Here is an 18,437-nt window from a genome sequence, read left to right as displayed (position 1 = left end):
CGACGCCGGGCATCCCGCCTGGACGCACCGGCGAAACGTCCAAGTACGGCCCAGTACGAGGACGCTTCGCCGGCACGCCCAGCCGGGCGCCCAACGCCGCGCGCTGATCCGACGCGAATTATGAAACACGCCCTAGTCCCAACGCCGTTCAGTTACAGCAATCAGGGGTGATCGGGCCGGTCGCCGCGCAGGGCCTCGACCAGCCGCCGGGCCCGGGTCTCCTCCGAGAGCAGCGTCTCCACCAACGGCCCGGTTCCCTGCCTGTCCGCCGCGCCGGACAGGTAGGCCTCGACCGCCCGCGGGTCGGCCGCGAGCGGCACCCGCCCGGCGGTGAGCGCGGCGTGGGCCCGGGCGTAGTCCAGGCCGAGCCGGGCCAGCCGCACCCCGCCCGCGTGCCGCTCGGCCGGGTCGACGCCGCCCTCGCCGGCCAACTGCGGGTGCCGGCAGGCGACTTCGTGCACGGCGAGAACGGCCAGCAGCACGTGTTCGGTGCCGGGCGCACGGCGGCCGAGGCGCTGCGCCTGCCCGTCGGCCTCCAGCCGGACCCAGGCCATCGGCGCGGCCGCGATGTTCACCTTGGCGAAGCCGGGTACCAGCAGCCGCTTCCAGCGCGGCAGCCGGTACGGCGTGCGGCCGAGCAGCGCGTCCCGGGTGGGGCGCAGCAGCGGGTCGAGGTCGTCGCGGTCGTCGGGGGCGCCCGGGGCACCGGGACCGTCCGGCGCGTCGGGGCCGGCGGGCGCCGCCAGTCGCTCCAGCACCGCTCCCGGCGCGACGCCCGCCGCGCGCAGCAGTTCGGCGGCCCGGGCGCGCGGATCGGCGAGCAGGGCGCGCAACAGGTGTTCGGCGCTGAACTTCCGCTCGCCGTCCTGTCGGGCCCGCTCCATGGCACCGGTCAGGGCGCGGGCGGCGGCGCCGCTGAGCAGCACGCCGCGCTCCCCGGTCGGGCCGAGCGCGTCGCGGGCCGGCACGCTCGCACCGGCCCCGTCGTCCGAGTCCCAGCGTGTCGCGTCGGCCCCGCCCTGGCGGTCGCGCAGGACGGCGAGCAGAGCGGTCGCGGTCGCCCCGGCGGCCGTCAGGGCCTCGCCGGCCGGGCCCTTCGCCCCGGCGACGGCGGCCAGCAGGTGTTCCGTCCCGAGGCGGCCGTCGCCCCCGCCGCGCGCGCCCCGGGCCGCGCCCAGGACGCCGAGCGTGCGCCAGTCCGGTTCCAGCGTCGTCTCCATCCGGCCCCTCCCACCACGATGCTTTGCCCGAACTATATGCCTGCTTTGCTAGTCCTTTACACGTGACTGCGCGTCAAGGAAACGTCAGAACCAGCCGGTTCGGGGCACCGGCAACTCAGGGCGCGGAGGCCGGGTCGGCGGCGCTCACCGGGACGTCCGGGTGGCGGAACCAGGACCCCTGCACCACCCGCTGCACCAGCATCAGCACCGCGCCGAGCAGCAGCGCGCCCAGCCCGATCACCGTCACCCCGCCGACCCGGCCGACGCCCGGCAGGTCGATCGAGGTGGCGCCGTAGTCCGGATCGGCGTAGACGTCGAAGGCGCCGTAGGCGAAGAAGTACAGCAGCATCAGGCCGCCGACCAGCGGGAGCACGCCCTTGAAGACGAAGTCCCGGACGCTGCGGGTGAGGACCCGGCGGTAGTACCAGACGCAGGCGAAGCCGGTCAGGCCGTAGTAGAAGGCGATGCCCAGGCCGACCGAGGCGATCGAGTCGGCCAGCACGTTGCCGCTGATCGCGGTGAGCAGGACGTAGAAGGCGATCGACGCCAGGCCCATGGCGACCGTCGACCAGGTCGGGGTCCGGTGGCGCGGGTGCACCCGGGCGAAGCCGGTCGGGATGGCCCGGTGGGTGGCCATCGAGAAGGTGGTGCGGGCGGTGGGCAGGATCGTCGTCTGGGTGGAGGCGGCGGCCGAGGTCAGCACCATCAGGATCAGCAGCCGGCTGAGCACCGCGCCGATCCCGGTGGTGCCGAACACCGCGTCACCAAGGCCGGACAGCACGTCCCCCGAGTGCGCCGGGTTGCCGAGCCCGATGCCGTCCGCGCCGACCCCGGCGAAGGACTGCGCCGAGGTGGCGACCAGGACGTAGATGAGGAGCAGCAGCACGGTGGAGATGACGGCCGCGCGGCCGGGCGTGCGCGCGGAGTCGGCGGTCTCCTCGTTGACGGACACGGCGGTGTCCCAGCCCCAGTAGATGAAGACCGCGGCCAGCATGCCGGCGGTGAACGCCGAGGTCGAGGGCACGTTGAACGGGTTGAACCAGGACGCGTCGACGGGGATGGCGGTCGGGGGCGCGGCGGAGCCGTACGCCTTGACGAGCGCGGTGACCGAGAAGGCGACCAGCATCACCACCTCGACGGCCAGCAGCCGGCGTTGCAGGGTCGCGGACAGCTCGATGCCGACGTAACAGATCGCGGTCATCAGGACGATCCAGACCACCCCGGCGGTGGCCGTCCACACCCGGCTGTCCGCGAGCGAGTCCAGGCCGACCAGCCGGAAGCCGTACACCCCGGCGATCTGCGCCAGGTTGGCCATCACGATGACGTCGGCGACGACGATGCCCCAGCCGCCCATCCAGCCGGTGCGCGGGCCGAACGCCCGGGCGGCCCAGGTGAAGGTGGTGCCGCAGTCCGGGTCGGCGGCGTTGAGCTCCTTGTAGGCGTAGGCGATCAGCAGCATCGGGATGAACGCCAGGACGGTGACGACGGGTGCCTGGAGGCCGACCCCGACCACGACGATGCCGAGGGTCGCGGCGAGGCTGTAGGCGGGGGCGGTGGAGGCGAGGCCGATGCACACCGAGGACAGCAGGCCCAGGGCGCCGCTCTTCAGGCCCTTCTCGCCCGCCCCGGAACCCGTCGGACGGTCACGGGGACCGCCGGTCGGGGGGCTGGTCGGGGACGCCGGCACTGGCCCCACCCCCTTGAGTGCGCAGCGGGGGCCGCGAGGACGGATCTGGTCGTCTCAGCGTAACGCCGCCCTCGGCGGGCGGCCCGGGGGCAGGACTTCCGGGCCGCTGGGCCGCTGGGCTGCCGGGCTGCTGGGCTGCCGGGCTGCCGGGCTGCTGGGCTGGACGGACGACGCGCGGCGCGGGCCGTGGTGCGGTCGCGGCGGTGCCCGCCTGGCTCGGCGGGCCCGCTGTCCGAACGGCGACCGCTCCGCCGCCACGGCGCCGCGCGCCTCCTACCTGTTTTCCACCGGTTGCCGAGGGCTCCGGAGTACCGGCCGGAGCCCTGGTCTCGGCGTGGTCCGCCCGCCGACCCGAAGGCCGGTGAGGGACCGTCTGTGGGGTTTCACCCGAGTTGGTCGAGGCGCAGCCGCGCCACCCGGACCGTCCGGCGCGGCAGGGTGGTGGGCAGGGCCACCAGCAGGGCGGTGGCGGTGAACATCGCGAAGTGCGAGCCCTCCGGCCAGGTCCCGGCCCAGCCCAGTTCGCCGTGCCGGTGCTCGGCGAAAGCGTTGCAGCACAGCCAGGCCGCCAGTCCGATCAGCGGCGCCGCCCGGGGCCGGGAGAAGGCGCCGAGCATCGCGCACAGGCCGAGGTAGGCGACGTAGGCGAGTCCGCCGGAGTGCAGTTCGCCGAGCCCGCCGAGGCCCATCGCCAGGACGCCGCCGGCGAGCAGCGCCACCGTGCCCGAGGTCGGGGCGGAGAGCCGCTCCAGGACCGGGTGGTAGCGCCGCCCGCCCGGCCGGGCCGCGTACATCCGCACGCCCTACCCCTTCGCGGCGACGAGTTCGGGCGCCGGGCCGACCGGCAGGTGCCACCGGGTGCGCCGGTGCAGCGCCTCCAGCTCGTGCAGCAGCTCGGGCACCGGGACGGTCAGCACCGGGCAGCCCGCCTCGCGCGCGCAGTGCGCCGTGACCGAGCGCCGCAGCCGGCGGCGCAGCAGGCCGCCGCTCCGGCCGAGGACCAGCAGGTCGTCCGGCCGGCCGGCGGCCTGGACGAGGGCGGGCCCGGTCTCGCCCCTGATCACCAGCGGGCGCAGCGGCACGCCGGGGTCGGCGCCGCCGAACGCCGCGTCGAGGGCGTCCCGCAGCCGCTGTTCGGCCGCCTCCCGCACCGCCGCGAGCAGCGGCGGGCACGGCGACCGGCGATACCCGAACTCACCGCCGGGCGGCTCCCAGGCGAGTACCGGGACGAGTTCGGCGCCACGGCCGCGGGCTTCCGCCACGCCGCGGTGCAGGGCCGCGAGGCTGCCGAGCGATCCGCTGACCCCGACCACCACCCTGCCGGTGCCGCTGCCCTGGTGCCGCCCGTTGCCGTGCATGGTCCGTCCTCGCGTCGTCGTTCCGGTACCCGGCGTGTCGCCCGGTGTGTCACCTGGCGCGTCACCTGGTGTGTCGTCCTCCACCCAACCGCCGCGCCGGCCGGCCGCCGCCCGTCCTTGACGCCTTCCTGACGCGCCGGGCCGCCTTCCCAACGCGCTCCATACGCCTGCCTCCCGCCGGCACCTGGTTTCACCCGTTCGGCGGACGGGAGCCGGGAGGCAGGAGACAGGAACCGGGAGGCGACGCGGTACCCCGGATACCGGATCACGGGCGATCAGCCGTAACGTCAGGCCGGGGCGCGGGCGAGGTCGAGGGTGTAGGCGGTGCCGCCGGCGGGAGACGGTTCGACGGTGAGCTCGCCGTTCATCGCCTCGACGAAGCCCCGCGCCACGGTGAGGCCGGTGCCGTCGGCGGCCGGGCCCGGGGCCCTCACCCGGAGGTGGATCCGCCCGCCCACCGCGCCCGCGTCCACCAGGGCGGGCCCGGCGGCCCCCGCCAGGACGTCCGCGAGGGCGCGTTCCAGCAGGCCGGCGTCGGCGAGCACGGGCGGCAGGCCGTCCGGGAGGGCGAGGCGCACGTCGCGCTGCTCGCCGCTCTGCTCGGCGGGCAGGGCGGCCAGCGCGGCGGCGAGCACCGGGGCCAGCGCGGTCGGACGCAGCAGCACCGGTTGCTCGCCGGCCCGCAGCCGGTCGAGGTCCAGCAGGTCGGCGACCAGGCCTTCCATCCGCCGCACCTCGGCGGCGATCCGCCGCCCCGGCGGCCCCGGCAGGTCGGCGGCCTCGCGACGCAGCGCGGCGAGCGGGGCGCACAGGTCCTGTCCGACGGCCTCCAGCAGCGCGGTGTGCAGGGCGTCGGTGTGGGCGAGGGTCTCGGCGGCGGCGGCCTGGGCGGCCAGCCGTTCGCGTTCCCGGGCCAGTCGCAGCTGCGTGACGTAGGGGCCGAGCAGTCGGGTGTCCTGCTCGGTGAGCGCCGGTCCGCGCAGGGCCAGGACGGCGTCCGGGCCGAGGTCGACGGCGAGCGAGGCCTCTTCGGGGCGCTGCGGGAGGGCGGTGCCGGACGCGGCGGCGGGGCGCCACAGCTGGCCGGTGCGGACCAGGACGACGGCGCCCTCCAGGCCGAACACCTGGCGCAGGTCGGCGACCAGGTCGGGCACTGCGCGGGCGCCGGATTCGACCGCCGCCCCGGCCAGCCGGGCCAGCACCGCCGCTTCGGCGCGGGCCCGGTCGGCCTGCTGGGAGCGGCGGGTGAGGCCGTCGATGAGGTGGGCGATGATCCCGGCGACGGCGAGGAAGAGCAGCAGCGCGGCGAGGTCGGCGCCGCGGGTGACGGCGAGGCTGTGCCAGGGCGCGGTGAAGAAGTAGTCGGCGGCGAGCGCCCCGGCGGCGGTGCTGGCGGCGGCGGGCGGCAGGCCGCCGAGCCGAGCGGTGGCGGCGACGGCCAGCAGCAGGCAGAGCAGGGCGCCGGGGAGGGCGAGCGAGTCGCGCAGCGGGGAGAGCGCCCAGGCCAGGGCGGCCGTTGCGGCCGGGCCGGCCAGCCAGGCCAGGCGCCGGCGGCGCGGCGGGACGGCGGCCGGGCGGCGGCGCCGGGGTGCGGGCGGGACGGCCAGCAGGCCGGGTTGGGGCGGGGGGACGACCCGGACGTCGATCGGGCCGGCCATCCGGATGACGCGGTTGATCACCGAGCCGGAGACCAGTTCGCGCAGGCGGCTGCGGCTGGTCGGGCCGAGCAGGATCTGGGTGGCGCTCTCGGCGTGGGCGAAGTCCACCAGGGCGCGGGCGGCGTCGTTGCCGTCGACCTCGATGTAGCCGCCGTGGAGTTCGTGCAGCAGGGCGCGCTGGCCGGCGAGGGCGGGCGGTTCGTGGACGGTGGCGCCGTCGTCGGGCCGGACGTGCACGCCGATCAGGTCGCCGTGCACCCGGGTGGCGGTGCGGGCGCCGCGGCGGATCAGGTGCTCTCCCTGCGGGGCCCCGTTGAGGGCGACGACGATGCGTTCCTTGGTCTCCCAGGGCGCCCGGATGCCGTGCCGGGCGCGGTAGTCGGCGAGTTCCTCCTCGACCCGGTCGGCCAGCCAGAGCAGGGCGAGTTCGCGCAGGGCGCCGAGGTTGCCGGCCCGGAAGTAGTGGTCCAGGGCGATGTCGATCCGGTCGGGCGGGTAGATCGCGCCCTGGGCCATCCGGGTGCGCAGGGCCTGCGGGCTGAGGTCGACGAGTTCGATCCGGTCGGCGGCGCGGACCACCTCGTCGGGGATCCGCTCGCGCTGGGCGACGCCGGTGATCTGCTCGACGACGTCGTTGAGGCTCTCCAGGTGCTGGATGTTGACGGTGGTGGCCACGTCGACGCCGGCGTCGAGGAGTTCCCGGACGTCCTGCCAGCGTTTGGGGTGGCGGCCGCCGGGGGCGTTGGTGTGGGCGAGTTCGTCGACGAGCGCGAGCTGCGGGCGGCGGGCGAGCAGGGCGTCGACGTCGAGTTCGGTGAGGGTGGTACCGCGGTGGCCGACGGTGCGGCGGGGCAGCACGGGCAGGTCCCCGAGCTGGTGCTCGGTGCCCCGGCGGCCGTAGGTCTCGACCAGTCCGACGACGACGTCGAGGGCTTCGTCGTCGCGCAGCCGCCGGCCCTCGGCGAGCATGGCGCACGTCTTGCCGACCCCCGGCGCAGCCCCCAGGAACACCCGCAGTCGTCCGCTCACCGCCGTGCCGCCACCTCCTCGGTGTCCATGCTCCGCCGGGACGCCGGGGTGCGCGAGGGGACGGGCGCTCCGGCGGGTGCCGGGGGGCACGAGGGGACCGCCGCAAGATCCGGATGGTGCTATCGTCATTAGCACCATGTTGCTGAAGCTGGACACCGGTGACGCCCGTCCCCTGCACGAGCAGGTGGCGGGCGCGATCAGGCGGGCCGTCGCCGAGGGCGAGTGCGCCCCCGGCGACAGGCTGCCACCGGCCCGAGAGCTCTCCCGGGCACTGGGCGTGAACACCAACACCGTCCTGCGCGGGCTGCGCACGCTGCGCGACGAGGGCGTGCTGGAGTTCCGCCGGGGCCGTGGCGTCACGGTCGCCGAAGGCGCCGACGCGCGCTCCGAACTCGCCGATCGGGTAAGGCAGTTGGTTGCCGATGCCGCCCGGGCCGGCTACAGCAGGAACGATCTCGTGGACATGATCAGGGGGATGTCGTGACGGACGGGAAGCTCATAGCGAAGGAGCGCCGGGAGCCCGGGGCGGGGCGCGGCGCGCTCTGGGGCGCGGTGGCCTGGTCGGCGGGCGTCCTGGCCCTGCTGATCGCGCTGCCGTGGGCCGCGCGCCACCGGCTGCCGGACCCGCTCGCCGCCCACTGGAGCGGGCAGGACCCGGACGGCTCCATGTCGTTGACGGCCGCCGCGCTGTTCCCGGCGGGGGTCTGGCTGGTGCTGGTGCTGGCCGCCGCGGCCGCCCGCCGGTTCCGGGCCGGGACGGCGGGCGGCGCCACCGGGGCGGCACTGGCGGCCGTCGGGGTGCTCCTGACGGGGGCACAGACCTCCATCGTGCACGCCAACCTGGACCGCGCGCGCTGGCAGGAGGCCGCGCCGATGGGCTTCGAGGTGGTCGTCCTGGTCGTGGCGGCGGGCCTGGCCGGCCTGCTGACCTGGCTGGCCGTCCGCCCGCGCATCGACTCCCCGACCGGGGCGAGCCCGGCGGCCCGGATCCCGGCGCCGGCGACCGCGCCGGGCGAGCAGCTGGTCTGGCTCTCCCAGGCCGCCAACCCGTGGCTGCAACTGGGCGCCTCCGTCCTCGCCCTGGGCGCGCTGGTCGGCGTGCTGGCCCCGGCCAGCGGGCTGATGGGGTTCAGCTGGGCGACGGTCGTGCCGTTCGTCACCACCTCCCCCATCGTCCTGTGCTCGGCCTCGGTCAAGGCCCGGGTGACCGCGCAGGGCCTGTCCGTCGGCTTCGGCCCGTTCGGCTGGCCCAGCCGGCGCTGGTCCCCCGCCGACCTCGACTCGGCCCGCGCCGAGCTGCGCACCCCCGCCCAGGCCGGTGGCTGGGGCTACCGCGTCAACGGCCTCGGCACCACCGTGATGCTGCGCCGCGGCGTCTGCCTGGTGGTCCGCACCCGGCGCGGGCGCGAGTTCGCCGTGAGCGTCGACGACGCCGAGCGCGGCGCGGCCCTGCTCAACTCCCTCATCGCCAGGTCCGCCAGTCCCACCGGCTGACCCCCGTCACGCCGCTGGGGCCCGTCTTCAAACCGCCCGTTCCGGTGGTGTGGACAGGGGCCGCACCGTGGGTACACCAGCTGACAGCTGCTCATAAGTGCAGAGGGCAAGGAGGCGTCCGTGACCCACGAACGGCGGACGGCGGAAGACCCGGAGCGCGACGCGGTCGACGCCCGGGGAGGCACCAACCAGGACGAACGGACCATCACCTTCCTACGACTCGGCGTCGGACTGATCGGCATCCTGCTGCCGCTCGCACTACCCCTGGGGAACTGGCTGTTCGCCGAGCTCAGGGGCCAGAGCACGGCGGGATTCTGGCCGGCCTCGATGAGCGGCTCGTACTACACCAGCACCCGGAACCTCTTCGTGGGCGGCCTGTGCGCGCTCGGGGTGTTCCTGATCTGCTACCGCTTCGACCGCCGGGACGACCGCTGGAGCACCGCCGCCGGCGTGTTCGCGCTCGGGGTCGCCCTGTGCCCGACCGCGCCGCAGGGCGCCACCGCGTTCCAGAGCGCGGTCGGCCTGCTGCACTACGCCTTCGCCGGACTGCTGCTCTTCGTGCTGGCGATGTTCTGCGTCTACTCCTTCCGCAACCCGCGCTCCACCCAGCCGTCCTGGGTCAGCCGGGCCTACCTGGCGGCCGGGGTGCTGATCCTGGTGCTCCTGCTGCTCGCCGTCGTCGCCGGGGTGGCCGGCGTCGGCACGGACTGGGCCGTCCGCCCGCTGTACCTGTGCGAGTGGTTCTCGACCTGGGCCTTCGGTGCCGCCTGGACCGGCGCCGCGCTCGAACTCGCCGCCGCCGGTCGATCGTACGGACACCATCCGCTCCTCCCGGGGCAGAGCGGCTCCCCGGCCACCGGCAGCCCGGCGGCCCAGCCCTAGGATGCGTCCTCAAGGGGACCTTAACCCCAAGAGATAGTCATCTTGTCGTCCCGAAACACCGTTACCATGCGCACCAAGGCCCGCCACCAGGGCGGCCGGTGACGGAACCCCAGCAACGGGAGGACGAGCATGTCGAACGAGGTCCGGGCAGGGCGCGGTCCGCAGGAGGAGTACCCGTCGGTGGATCTGCGGATGGACGTACCGCACTCGGCGCGGGTCTACGACTACCTCATCGGCGGCAAGACCAACTTCGAGGCGGACCGCGTCGCCGCGCACGCCTCGGTGCAGGCCTGGCCGTCGCTGCCGATCTCCATGCGCACCACCCGCGACTTCATGCAGCGCGCCGTCCGCCACCTCACCGAGGAGTACGGCGTCCGGCAGTTCCTGGACATCGGCACCGGCATCCCCACCTCGCCCAACGTCCACGAGATCGCCCAGTCGATCGCCCCGGACGCGCGGGTCGCCTACGTCGACAACGACCCGATCGTGCTCACCCACGCGCGGGCCCTGATGTCCAGCACGTCGCAGGGCCGCACCTGTTACGTGGACGCCGACTTCCGCGACCCGGAGTCGATCATCCAGAACCCCCGGCTGCGCGAGGTCCTCGACTTCTCCCAGCCGGTGGCGCTGTCGCTGATCGCCATCGTCCACTTCGTGCTCGACGAGGACGACCCGCAGGGCATCGTGCGCCGCTTCATGGACGCCCTGGCACCGGGCAGCTTCCTCGCCCTGACCGTGTTCACCGGGGACACCGACCCGGTGGGCGTGGGCGGCGTCGGCCGGGAGTACAACGCGCGCGGCATCCCGCTGCAGATCCGCGACCAGAAGGAGACCGCGGCCTTCTTCGACGGCTACGACCTCCTCGACCCCGGCGTCACCCTGGTCCACCACTGGCGCCCGGACGCCGGGGCCGCGCCGATCCGCGACCAGGACATCGCGATGTACGCGGGCGTGGCGATCAAGCGCTGAGCCTGCCGACGTCAGCCGGGGACGACGACCAGGCCCGCCTCGTAGGCCAGGATGACGAGGTGGACCCGGTCGCGGGCGTCGAGCTTGGCGAGCAGCCGGGTCATGTAGGTCTTCACGGTCGCGATGCTGAGGACCAGTTCGGCGGCGATCTCGGTGTTGGACAGGCCCCGGCCGACCAGGGTGAGGATCTCCCGCTCCCGGCCGGTGATCGCGCCCAGCCGCCGGGCGGCCGGTGTCGGCGCGGGGGCCTGCACCGGCGCACCGGTCGGTGACGCGGCGGTCGGTGACGCGGCGGCCGGGCCCGAAGCCGCCGCCGGGCCCGGGGCCGGCCGCTGGTCCGCGAAGGAGGAGATCAGCCGGCGGGTGACGCTCGGTGCGATCAGGGCGTCCCCGGCGGCCACCACCCGGACGGCGGCGAGGATGTCGTCCAGCGCCATGTCCTTGACCAGGAAGCCGGACGCCCCGGCGCGCAGCGCCGCGTACACGTGGTCGTCGTCGTCGAAGGTGGTGAGCACGACGACCCTGGTCGGCCCACCGCCGCCGGTGATCAGGCGGGTGGCCTCGATGCCGTCCATACCGGGCATCCGCAGGTCCATCACGACGACGTCGGGCCGCAGTTCACCGGCCAGCCGGACGGCCTCGGCACCGGTGCCGGCCTCGCCGACCACCTCGACGTCGGCGGTCTCGGTGATGACCATCTCCAGCGCGGCCCGGACCAGCGGCTGGTCGTCGACCAGCAGGACGCGGGTCATGCGGTCACCTCCCCGGGGATCGGCAGTCGGACGGCGACCCGGAAGCCGCCCTCGGGGCGCGGCCCGGCCTCGAACTCGCCGTCCAGCAGGCCGACCCGTTCGCGCAGCCCGGCCAGGCCGAAGCCCCCGCCCCGGTCGGTGCCGGTGCCGCGGCCCCGGTCGGTGATCTCCACGGCCACCTCACCCGCTGTGCGGCGGTCGACCAGGACCTCGCAGGAGCGGGTGTCCGCGTGCCGCACCACGTTGGTGACGGACTCCTGGATGACGCGGAACGCCGAGAGGTCGATCTCCGGTGGCAGCGGGCCCTGTTCGCCCCGCCGCCGGACCTCGACCCGGACGCCGGCGGCGGTGGTCGCGGCGGCCAGCCGGTCGAGGTTCGCCAGACCTTGAGGGGTGGTCGCCGACGTCTCGCCGTCGGCCTGGCGCAGCACGACGAGCATCCGGCGCAGCCCGGCCAGGGTGTCCCGGCCGGCGTTCTCGATCTCGCCGAGCGCCTGCTTGGCCCGTTCCGGGCGGGTGTCGATGACCCGGCGGGCGGCGCCGGCCTGGAGCGCGACGATGCCGATGGTGTGGGCGACGGTGTCGTGCATCTCGCGGGCGATCCGCAGCCGTTCGGCGGTGACGGCCTCGGTGGCCGCCCGGGTGCTCAACGCCCGGGCGTGCTCGCGGTTCTGCCGCATCGAGCGGCCGACCAGCCAGGCGACCAGGGCGAGCAGCGCGGCGCCGTCGGCGGAGCCGATGTGGGTGCCGGTGAAGATGCCGACGGTGTTGCCGTGCACCAGGCCGATGTGCAGCACGAGCAGGCTCATCACCAGCGCGAACGCGGTCCGCGAGCTGCGGCGCGGCCGGGTGGCGGTGATCAGGCAGAGCGCGACGTCCACGGCCAGCAGGGAGGCCGGCGGCACCTGGGTGTCGGCGGCCCAGCCGTCGGTCTCCGTGAAGGCGGCGACGAACAGCAGGGCGACCGCGAGCACCGGAAGGCGGCGCACCAGCGCGGCGCCGGCGAAGGCCACCACCGTGGTGGCCAGGGTGAAGGCCAGTCCGCCGTGGGCGGCGGCCCCGCCGTGGTACCGGGCGTTGCCGCCGAGCAGGACGGCGGGGTAGGCGGCGGCCACGCACCAGGCGAGCCCGACCCAGACCTCGGGCGGAATGCGCCGGAACAGGGGCGGAGAGGGCGTCGCAAGCATACGAAGATCGTATCGGCGGCCTGAATCGCCGTCATCGGACCGTGGTTGTACGACCGGGGGTGACAGCCGGGGCCCGCGGTGTCAGCGCCGGTCCGATGCGGCGGCCCGGCCCCGCCCGGCACCGTGGAGCCCATGATCGAAGTCACCGAGCTGACCAAGCGCTACGGCCGCACCACCGCCGTCGAACGCCTCACCTTCACCGTCCGGCCCGGCCATGTGACCGGCTTCCTGGGCCCGAACGGCGCGGGCAAGTCCACCACCCTGCGGCTGATCCTCGGCCTCAACGACCCGACCGGCGGCACCGCCACCGTCGACGGCCGCCCGTTCCGGGCGCGGACGCGCGGCCTGCGCGACGTCGGCGCCCTGCTCGACGCGGGCGACGTCCACGGCGGGCGCACCGGCGCGGCCCACCTGCGGGCGCTGGCCCGCGCCAACGCGATCCCGGCCGCGCGGGTCGAGGAGGTGCTGCACGAAGTCGGGCTCACCAAGGCCGCCGGGCGCCGGATCGGCGGCTACTCGCTGGGCATGAAGCAGCGGCTCGGCATCGCCGGCGCGCTGCTCGGCGACCCGCCGGTGCTGCTGTTCGACGAGCCGCTCAACGGCCTCGACCCGGAGGGCGTGCTGTGGGTGCGCGGCCTGTTCCGCCGCCTCGCCGAGGAGGGACGGACGGTCTTCGTCTCCAGCCACATGATGGCCGAGATGGAGCACACCGCCGACCGGCTGGTGGTGATCGGCCGGGGCCGGCTGATCGCGGACGAGAGCCTGGCGGAGTTCTCCGCCCGGGCCGACCGCACCGGCGTCACCGTCCGGGCGGCCGAACCCGACCGGCTGGCGGCCGTGTTGACCGCCGCGGGCGCCACCGTCCGCCCCGGCCCGGACGGCGCGCTCGCCGTGACCGGCCTGGACGCCACCCGGATCGGCGAACTCGCCCTGGAGCAGCGCCTGTTGCTGCACACCCTGACCACCCGTGCCGCCTCCCTGGAGGAGGCGTTCATGGAACTGACCGCCGACAGCGTCGACTACCAGGCCGGAGAGCCCCGATGAGCACCGCGACCACCGCCCCCCAGTCCCGCCCCCACCCCCAGTCCCGTCCCCGGCCCCTCCCCCGGCCGCGCGCCCGCTTCGGCGACCTGCTCGCCGCCGAGTGGATCAAGTTCTGGTCCCTGCGTTCGACCGTCTGGGTGCTGGGCCTGAGCGCCCTGTTCGTCATCGCCGCCAACCTCAAGGCGGCCCGGTACACCTACGACCACTACACCGTCGGCGACGGCGATCCGGCGACCATGCTGCAGGTCGCGCTCGGCGACTCCTTCACCATGATCGCCGCCGACGTCGTGATGATCGTCGCGGGCAGCGTCGGCGCGCTCGTCCTGGTCGGCGAGTACGCGAGCGGGCTGATCCGCACCACGCTGGTGGCCGTCCCGGACCGCCGGGCCGTGATCGCCGCCAAGGCCTGCGTACTGACCGCGGTCATGCTCGGCTACGGCGCCGTCACCGCGGGCGTCTCCTTCGGCGCCTGCCAGGCGGTCCTCGCCGACACGCACATCGGCGTCTCCGTCACCGACCCCGCCGCGCTGCGCTTCGTCGCGGCCGCCGCCCTGTTCGCCCCGGTCTGCGCCCTCGCCGGATTCGCCCTCGGCGCGCTGATCCGGCACACCGCCGGAGCCGTGGTGGGCACCGTCCTGGTGCTGTTCTTCCTGCCGGCGTTCTTCAACGAGCGCTACCGCTGGTCGGCCGACCTCCTGCACGCCATGCCGCTCCAGGCCTGGCGCCGGCTGGCCCAGGTCGACCTGACCCACTCGCTGCCCTCGGCGCACCCGGCCACCGTCGCCGGATCCTGGGCCACGTTCGCGCTCTGGGCGCTCGCCTCGGTGGTGGTCGCCGTGGCCGTCGTCCAGCGCCGCGACCACTGACCCGCCGTCCGGCGCCGGGAGCGGTGCTCACCCGTCGCGGCGGCCCGCCGCCACATCCGCCAGCGCCACCAGCAGCGCCGCCAGGACCAGGCCCGCCGCGACCGTCACGCCCAGCTGGAAGGCCAGCGCCCAGTCCGGGTGCGGGCCCTGGGCGTGGGCGAAGAAGACCGAGCCGACGATGGCGATGCCGACCGCCGAGCCGACCCGCTGGGCGGTCTGCAGGACGCCGCCGGCGCTGCCCGCCCGGGCGATCGGCACCCGCTGGAGGGTCAGGGTCTGGTTCGGGGCGATCACCAGCCCGCTGCCCACCCCGGCGACCAGCAGCGGCGCCACCGTCGCCCAGCCGATCGCCGACCCCGACCACAGCTGCACCGCCAGGGCCGAGGCCAGCAGGCCGACCAGCACCAGCACCAGGCCGAGCAGCACCAGCCGGCGGCCGAGCCGGTGCACCAGCCGTCCGCCGATCGCCGCGGACACGCCCGAGCCCACCGCGAACGGCGTGACCGCCAGGCCCGCCGTCAGCGCCGAGTAGTGCAGGCCCGCTTGGAGGTAGAGCGTGAAGATGAAGAAGATCGCGGTGAACCCGGCGAAGTACACCAGCGACAGCGCCACTCCCGCCGCGTACGGGCGCACCGCGAACAGCGCCATGCTCACCAGCGGCTCCCGGCCCCGCGCGTAGTACCGCTCCCAGCCCACGAAGGCCCCCAGCAGCACCGCCGCCAGCGGCAGCAGCAGCCAGCGCGTCGAGCCGTGCCACTGCTGCGCCTGGACGAACGGCAGCAGCAGCGCGACCGTCCCGGCACCGAGCAGCAGCACCCCGACCGGGTCGAAGTCCCGGTGCCCGGCCCGCGAGGCCGCCGGCGGGGGCGGCGGGAGCAGCCGGTAGGCGATGGGCAGGGCGGCCACGCCGATCGGCAGGTTGACCAGGAACACCCAGCGCCAGCCGTTCTGCGGGCCGAACAGGTGGATCAGCAGGCCGCCCAGCAGCGGGCCGACGGCGGTGGACAGACCGATGGTGGCGCCGAGCGCGCCGAAGGCCCGGCCGCGTTCGGCCCCCTGGAACAGGACCTGGATGAAGCCGGAGACCTGCGGCACCAGCACCCCGCCGGCCGCGCCCTGGAACAGCCGGGCCAGCACCAGCCACTCCTGGTTCTGCGCCGCCCCGGCCAGCGCGCTGGCCGCGGTGAACAGGGCGAGCCCGGTGAGGAAGACGGCCCGGCGGCTGCGGGCGTCGCCGAGCCTCCCGGACGGGACCAGCACCAGGCCGAAGGCGAGCGCGTAGCCGCTGAGCACCCACTGCAGGCCGCTGTCGGACATGTGCAGCCCGGCCCGCACGGTCGGCAGGGCGACGTTGACGATGCTGACGTCCAGCAGCGTCATGAACCCGGCGACCAGGCAGACCGTCAGCGCCCGCCAGCGCCGCGCCTCGGCCCGCCGGCCCGCGGCGGAGGCGCCGGGCTGCTGTTCCGGGGTGCTGCACGGGGGTTGGGCCGTCATGGGAGCACCTTCCGGGCGTCCGGCGGTCGTCTGGCTTCGCGTCCGGCGGCCGGCCGTCGTCCGGCATCCCGGTCCGGCTGCCCGCCCGCCGCGCGCGGCCCCCCTCCGAACGGCCATCGTGGACGGCGCGGCCCCGGAGCCGCCAGCCGGGCTGCGCCGCCCGCGCCGCCGCTCACCCGGACGGCCGAACCCGATCGCGGCCTCCCCCGGCGCCCCGGAGGCTGAGGACATGAACGCCGCCACCGAAACCCCGCCGACCGCCCCGCCGGTGCTGGACGCCCGGCAGCGCAACGTCGTCTTCGGCACCATCGTGCTCGGCATGCTGCTGGCCGCGCTCGACCAGACCATCGTCGGCACCGCGCTGCCCACCATCGTCGCGGACCTCGGCGGGGCCGCGCACATGTCGTGGGTGGTGACGGCCTACCTGCTGGCCGAGACGGTGGCCACCGTGCTGGCCGGCAAGTTCGGTGACCTGTACGGGCGCAAGCTGCTCTTCCAGATCTCGGCGGTCGTCTTCATCACCGGCTCGTTCTTCTGCGGCCTGGCGACCAACATGACGCTGCTGATCGCCTGGCGGGCGCTCCAGGGCATCGGCGCGGGCGGCCTGATGGTGACGGCCATGGCGCTGATCGCGGACGTCATCCCGCTGCGCGAGCGCGGCAAGTACCAGGGCGCGATCGGCGCGGTGTTCGGCGTGGCGACGGTGATCGGGCCGCTGCTGGGCGGGCTGTTCACCGACCACCTGTCCTGGCGCTGGGCGTTCTACGTCAACGTGCCGATCGCGATCCTGGTGGTGATCGCGGCCGCCCGGACCATCCCCTCGGTGCGCTCGGCAGTGCGCCCGGTGATCGACTACCTGGGGATCGCACTGGTCGCGATCGGCGCCAGCGCACTGATCCTGGCGACCAGTTGGGGCGGCAACGAGTACGCCTGGGGCTCCGGGGTGATCATCACCCTGTTCGCCGGCGGCGCCGTCGCCCTCGGGCTGTTCTGCTGGGTGGAGAGCAGGGCCGTCGAACCGATGCTGCCGATGCGGCTGTTCCGGAACCCGGTGTTCGCGGTCTGCTCGGTGCTCAGCTTCATCGTCGGCTTCGCGATGCTCGGCGCGCTGACCTTCCTGCCGACCTTCCTGCAGTACGTCGACGGCGACTCGGCGACCGTCTCCGGCGTGCGGACGCTGCCGATGGTGATCGGGCTGCTGCTCGCCTCGATCGCCAGCGGCAACGCCGTCAGCAAGACCGGCAGGTACCGGGTGTTCCCGATCGTCGGCACCCTGGTGATGGCCGTCGGCCTCTACCTGCTCTCCCGGCTCGAACCCGGCACGGGCACCGCGCTCGCCTCCCTCTACATGTTCGTGCTCGGCGTCGGCATCGGGCTGAGCATGCAGGTGCTCACCATCGCCGTGCAGAACACCGTCGACTACGCGGACCTCGGCACCGCCACCTCCGGGGTGACCTTCTTCCGCACCATCGGCAGCTCCTTCGGCACCGCCGTGTTCGGCACCATCTACGCCAACAGCCTCAAGACCGAACTCGCCCAGGGCGTGGCCTCCTCGGCCCGCCTCACCGGCGCGGACCCGGCGCTGCTCACCCGGGCCGCCGAGAGCCCGCAGGGCCTGCACCGGCTGCCCGCCGCGCAGGCGGCCCCGATCGTCCAGGCCTACTCCGACGCCCTGCACACCGTGTTCCTGTGGACGGTGCCGGTCGCCCTGGTCGGGTTCGTGGTCGCGCTCTTCCTCAAGCAGGTGCAGCTGCGGGACACCGCCCGGGCCGGCTCCACCGACATGGGCGAGGGCTTCGCCCAGCCGACCACCAGCGACTCCGACCCGCACCTGGAGTACGCCGTCGGCAAGCTCGTGCGCGGCGTGGACCTCGACACCGTCCGCTCGATCGTCGACGACGCCGACACCCGGGTCGACCTGGCCGGGGCCTGGGCGCTGATGGAGGTCGCCGGCCACACCAAGGCCGTCGGCCAGGCCTCCCTGGACCTCATCGCCGCCCGCAAGCGGGTGCCGCCCGAGGTCCTGGAGCCGGTCTTCGACCGGATGGCCGCCGAGGGCTACCTCACCCGCGACGGCGACCGACTCTCCCCCACCGAGACCGGCTCCCAGGAGGTTCGCGTCCTCGCCCAGGCCTGGTCGGACTGGCTCAACGCCCGGCTGGACGCCGACGCCGGCCGCCCGCGCAGCCCCCAGCTGCGCACCGCGGCGACCGCCATCGCCTGGCGCCTGATGGTCGAGGACCTCGCCAACGGCCTTCCGGCCCACGCGCGTTCGAAGGACGCGGCGCGAACCTAGGCCGCCGCCAGGACCTAGGGCTTCCTCGCCAGGATCAGTTCGCGCCGCACGCCGTCGGCCATCAGGTCGCCGGGCTCGTCGGTCTCGGCGAACCCGTTGCGGTGGTAGAGGGCGATGGCCGCGTCGTTGTCGGGGTTCACCGCCAGCTTGAGGGTGGTGAACCCCTGCTCGGCGGCCCAGCGGGCGATCGCGCCGATCAGCCGGTCCCCCACGCCCCGGCCGCGCGCCGCCGGGCCGACCCACAGGGAGATCAGCTCGGCGACCGCCCCGCCCTCGTCGGCCGGGACTCCGCTGGCCATCGCGACCGGGCGGCCGTCCAGCACCGCGACCAGGTCGAGGGCGCCGGGGATCTCCAGGCGGGAGCGCCAGCGGGCCTCGTGGTCGCCGGCGCCCTGCCAGTCCGCCAGGGTGGAGCCGAAGGCGTACGGCGCCTCGGTCAGCGCGGCCAGGCGCAGCTCGCGCCAGAGCACCCAGTCGTCGGAGCCGAGCCGGCGCAGT

The 18,437-nt window shown here is 75.0% G+C and carries 16 protein-coding genes; 7 read left to right on the top strand and 9 right to left on the bottom strand.

The window, feature by feature from the left end; genetic code table 11:
- Positions 1 to 161: 161 nt before the first annotated feature.
- The 5 genes from AC07AL_RS14505 to AC07AL_RS14485 all read right to left on the bottom strand — a co-directional run bounded on the left by AC07AL_RS14505 (position 162) and on the right by AC07AL_RS14485 (position 6,952).
- A complete protein-coding gene (locus AC07AL_RS14505) occupies positions 162 to 1,220 on the bottom strand; it encodes a Clp protease N-terminal domain-containing protein (protein WP_478317584.1) in 1,059 nt (352 codons plus the stop codon).
- A 115-nt stretch (positions 1,221 to 1,335) separates the two neighbouring features.
- Entirely contained in the window at positions 1,336 to 2,907 is a 1,572-nt protein-coding gene (locus AC07AL_RS14500) for an APC family permease (protein ID WP_400985074.1), read from the bottom strand.
- A gap of 383 nt (positions 2,908 to 3,290) precedes the next feature.
- Positions 3,291 to 3,707, bottom strand: coding sequence for a hypothetical protein (locus AC07AL_RS14495; protein WP_363631936.1), 417 nt, complete (start codon positions 3,705 to 3,707; stop codon positions 3,291 to 3,293).
- 3 nt (positions 3,708 to 3,710) lie between these two features.
- The gene (locus AC07AL_RS14490; protein WP_400806037.1) at positions 3,711 to 4,265 is read right to left on the bottom strand and encodes a universal stress protein; all 555 of its coding nucleotides are present in this window, start codon (positions 4,263 to 4,265) and stop codon (positions 3,711 to 3,713) included.
- A 287-nt stretch (positions 4,266 to 4,552) separates the two neighbouring features.
- Complete coding sequence (locus AC07AL_RS14485) at positions 4,553 to 6,952, bottom strand: sensor histidine kinase (protein WP_478317583.1); 2,400 nt, start codon at positions 6,950 to 6,952, stop codon at positions 4,553 to 4,555.
- A 136-nt stretch (positions 6,953 to 7,088) separates the two neighbouring features.
- Between AC07AL_RS14485 and AC07AL_RS14480 the strand changes: the two genes are divergently transcribed.
- The 4 genes from AC07AL_RS14480 to AC07AL_RS14465 all read left to right on the top strand — a co-directional run bounded on the left by AC07AL_RS14480 (position 7,089) and on the right by AC07AL_RS14465 (position 10,297).
- Positions 7,089 to 7,436, top strand: coding sequence for a GntR family transcriptional regulator (locus AC07AL_RS14480; protein WP_363589121.1), 348 nt, complete (start codon positions 7,089 to 7,091; stop codon positions 7,434 to 7,436).
- Positions 7,433 to 8,446 carry a DUF1648 domain-containing protein gene (locus AC07AL_RS14475; RefSeq protein WP_478317582.1) on the top strand — a complete coding sequence of 338 codons (1,014 nt, stop codon included), beginning with the start codon at positions 7,433 to 7,435 and terminating at the stop codon, positions 8,444 to 8,446. The genes AC07AL_RS14480 and AC07AL_RS14475 overlap by 4 nt, the downstream gene beginning before the upstream one ends.
- 120 nt (positions 8,447 to 8,566) lie before the next feature.
- Entirely contained in the window at positions 8,567 to 9,328 is a 762-nt protein-coding gene (locus tag AC07AL_RS14470) for a hypothetical protein (protein WP_363589117.1), read from the top strand.
- 129 nt (positions 9,329 to 9,457) lie between these two features.
- A complete protein-coding gene (locus tag AC07AL_RS14465; RefSeq protein WP_363589115.1) occupies positions 9,458 to 10,297 on the top strand; it encodes an SAM-dependent methyltransferase in 840 nt (279 codons plus the stop codon).
- Positions 10,298 to 10,308: 11 nt separating this feature from the next.
- Here the strand turns inward: AC07AL_RS14465 and AC07AL_RS14460 are convergent, their stop codons facing one another.
- Together AC07AL_RS14460 and AC07AL_RS14455 are read right to left on the bottom strand one after the other, a co-directional pair.
- Positions 10,309 to 11,049, bottom strand: a complete 741-nt coding sequence (locus tag AC07AL_RS14460; RefSeq protein ID WP_363630561.1) for a response regulator transcription factor — start codon at positions 11,047 to 11,049, stop codon at positions 10,309 to 10,311.
- Positions 11,046 to 12,236, bottom strand: coding sequence for a sensor histidine kinase (locus tag AC07AL_RS14455; protein ID WP_478317581.1), 1,191 nt, complete (start codon positions 12,234 to 12,236; stop codon positions 11,046 to 11,048). The genes AC07AL_RS14460 and AC07AL_RS14455 overlap by 4 nt, the downstream gene beginning before the upstream one ends.
- Positions 12,237 to 12,368: 132 nt before the next feature.
- Here AC07AL_RS14455 and AC07AL_RS14450 point away from each other — a divergent pair, with 132 nt between their 5' ends.
- Both AC07AL_RS14450 and AC07AL_RS14445 read left to right on the top strand, forming a co-directional pair.
- Positions 12,369 to 13,280, top strand: coding sequence for an ABC transporter ATP-binding protein (locus AC07AL_RS14450; protein ID WP_363589109.1), 912 nt, complete (start codon positions 12,369 to 12,371; stop codon positions 13,278 to 13,280).
- Positions 13,277 to 14,146, top strand: a complete 870-nt coding sequence (locus AC07AL_RS14445; RefSeq protein WP_478317580.1) for an ABC-2 transporter permease — start codon at positions 13,277 to 13,279, stop codon at positions 14,144 to 14,146. Before AC07AL_RS14450 ends, AC07AL_RS14445 begins: the two co-directional genes overlap by 4 nt.
- A gap of 27 nt (positions 14,147 to 14,173) precedes the next feature.
- On the opposite strand, the gene AC07AL_RS14440 is transcribed toward AC07AL_RS14445, so the two are convergent.
- Positions 14,174 to 15,643: an MFS transporter gene (locus tag AC07AL_RS14440; RefSeq protein ID WP_363630566.1), complete on the bottom strand. Its 1,470-nt coding sequence runs from the start codon at positions 15,641 to 15,643 to the stop codon at positions 14,174 to 14,176.
- Positions 15,644 to 15,872: 229 nt separating this feature from the next.
- Between AC07AL_RS14440 and AC07AL_RS14435 the strand changes: the two genes are divergently transcribed.
- The gene (locus tag AC07AL_RS14435) at positions 15,873 to 17,939 is read left to right on the top strand and encodes an MDR family MFS transporter (RefSeq protein WP_478317579.1); all 2,067 of its coding nucleotides are present in this window, start codon (positions 15,873 to 15,875) and stop codon (positions 17,937 to 17,939) included.
- Between the two features lie 14 nt (positions 17,940 to 17,953).
- On the opposite strand, the gene AC07AL_RS14430 is transcribed toward AC07AL_RS14435, so the two are convergent.
- Positions 17,954 to 18,436 (bottom strand): GNAT family N-acetyltransferase, encoded by a 483-nt coding sequence (locus AC07AL_RS14430; protein WP_478317578.1) that lies wholly within the window; start codon positions 18,434 to 18,436, stop codon positions 17,954 to 17,956.
- Between the last annotated feature and the right edge of the window lies 1 nt (position 18,437).

The sequence above is a fragment of the Kitasatospora sp. NPDC043949 genome (genome assembly GCF_056435365.1).
Note: the sequence above shows the minus strand (reverse complement) of the source record. Positions and strands in the feature narration are given on the sequence as shown.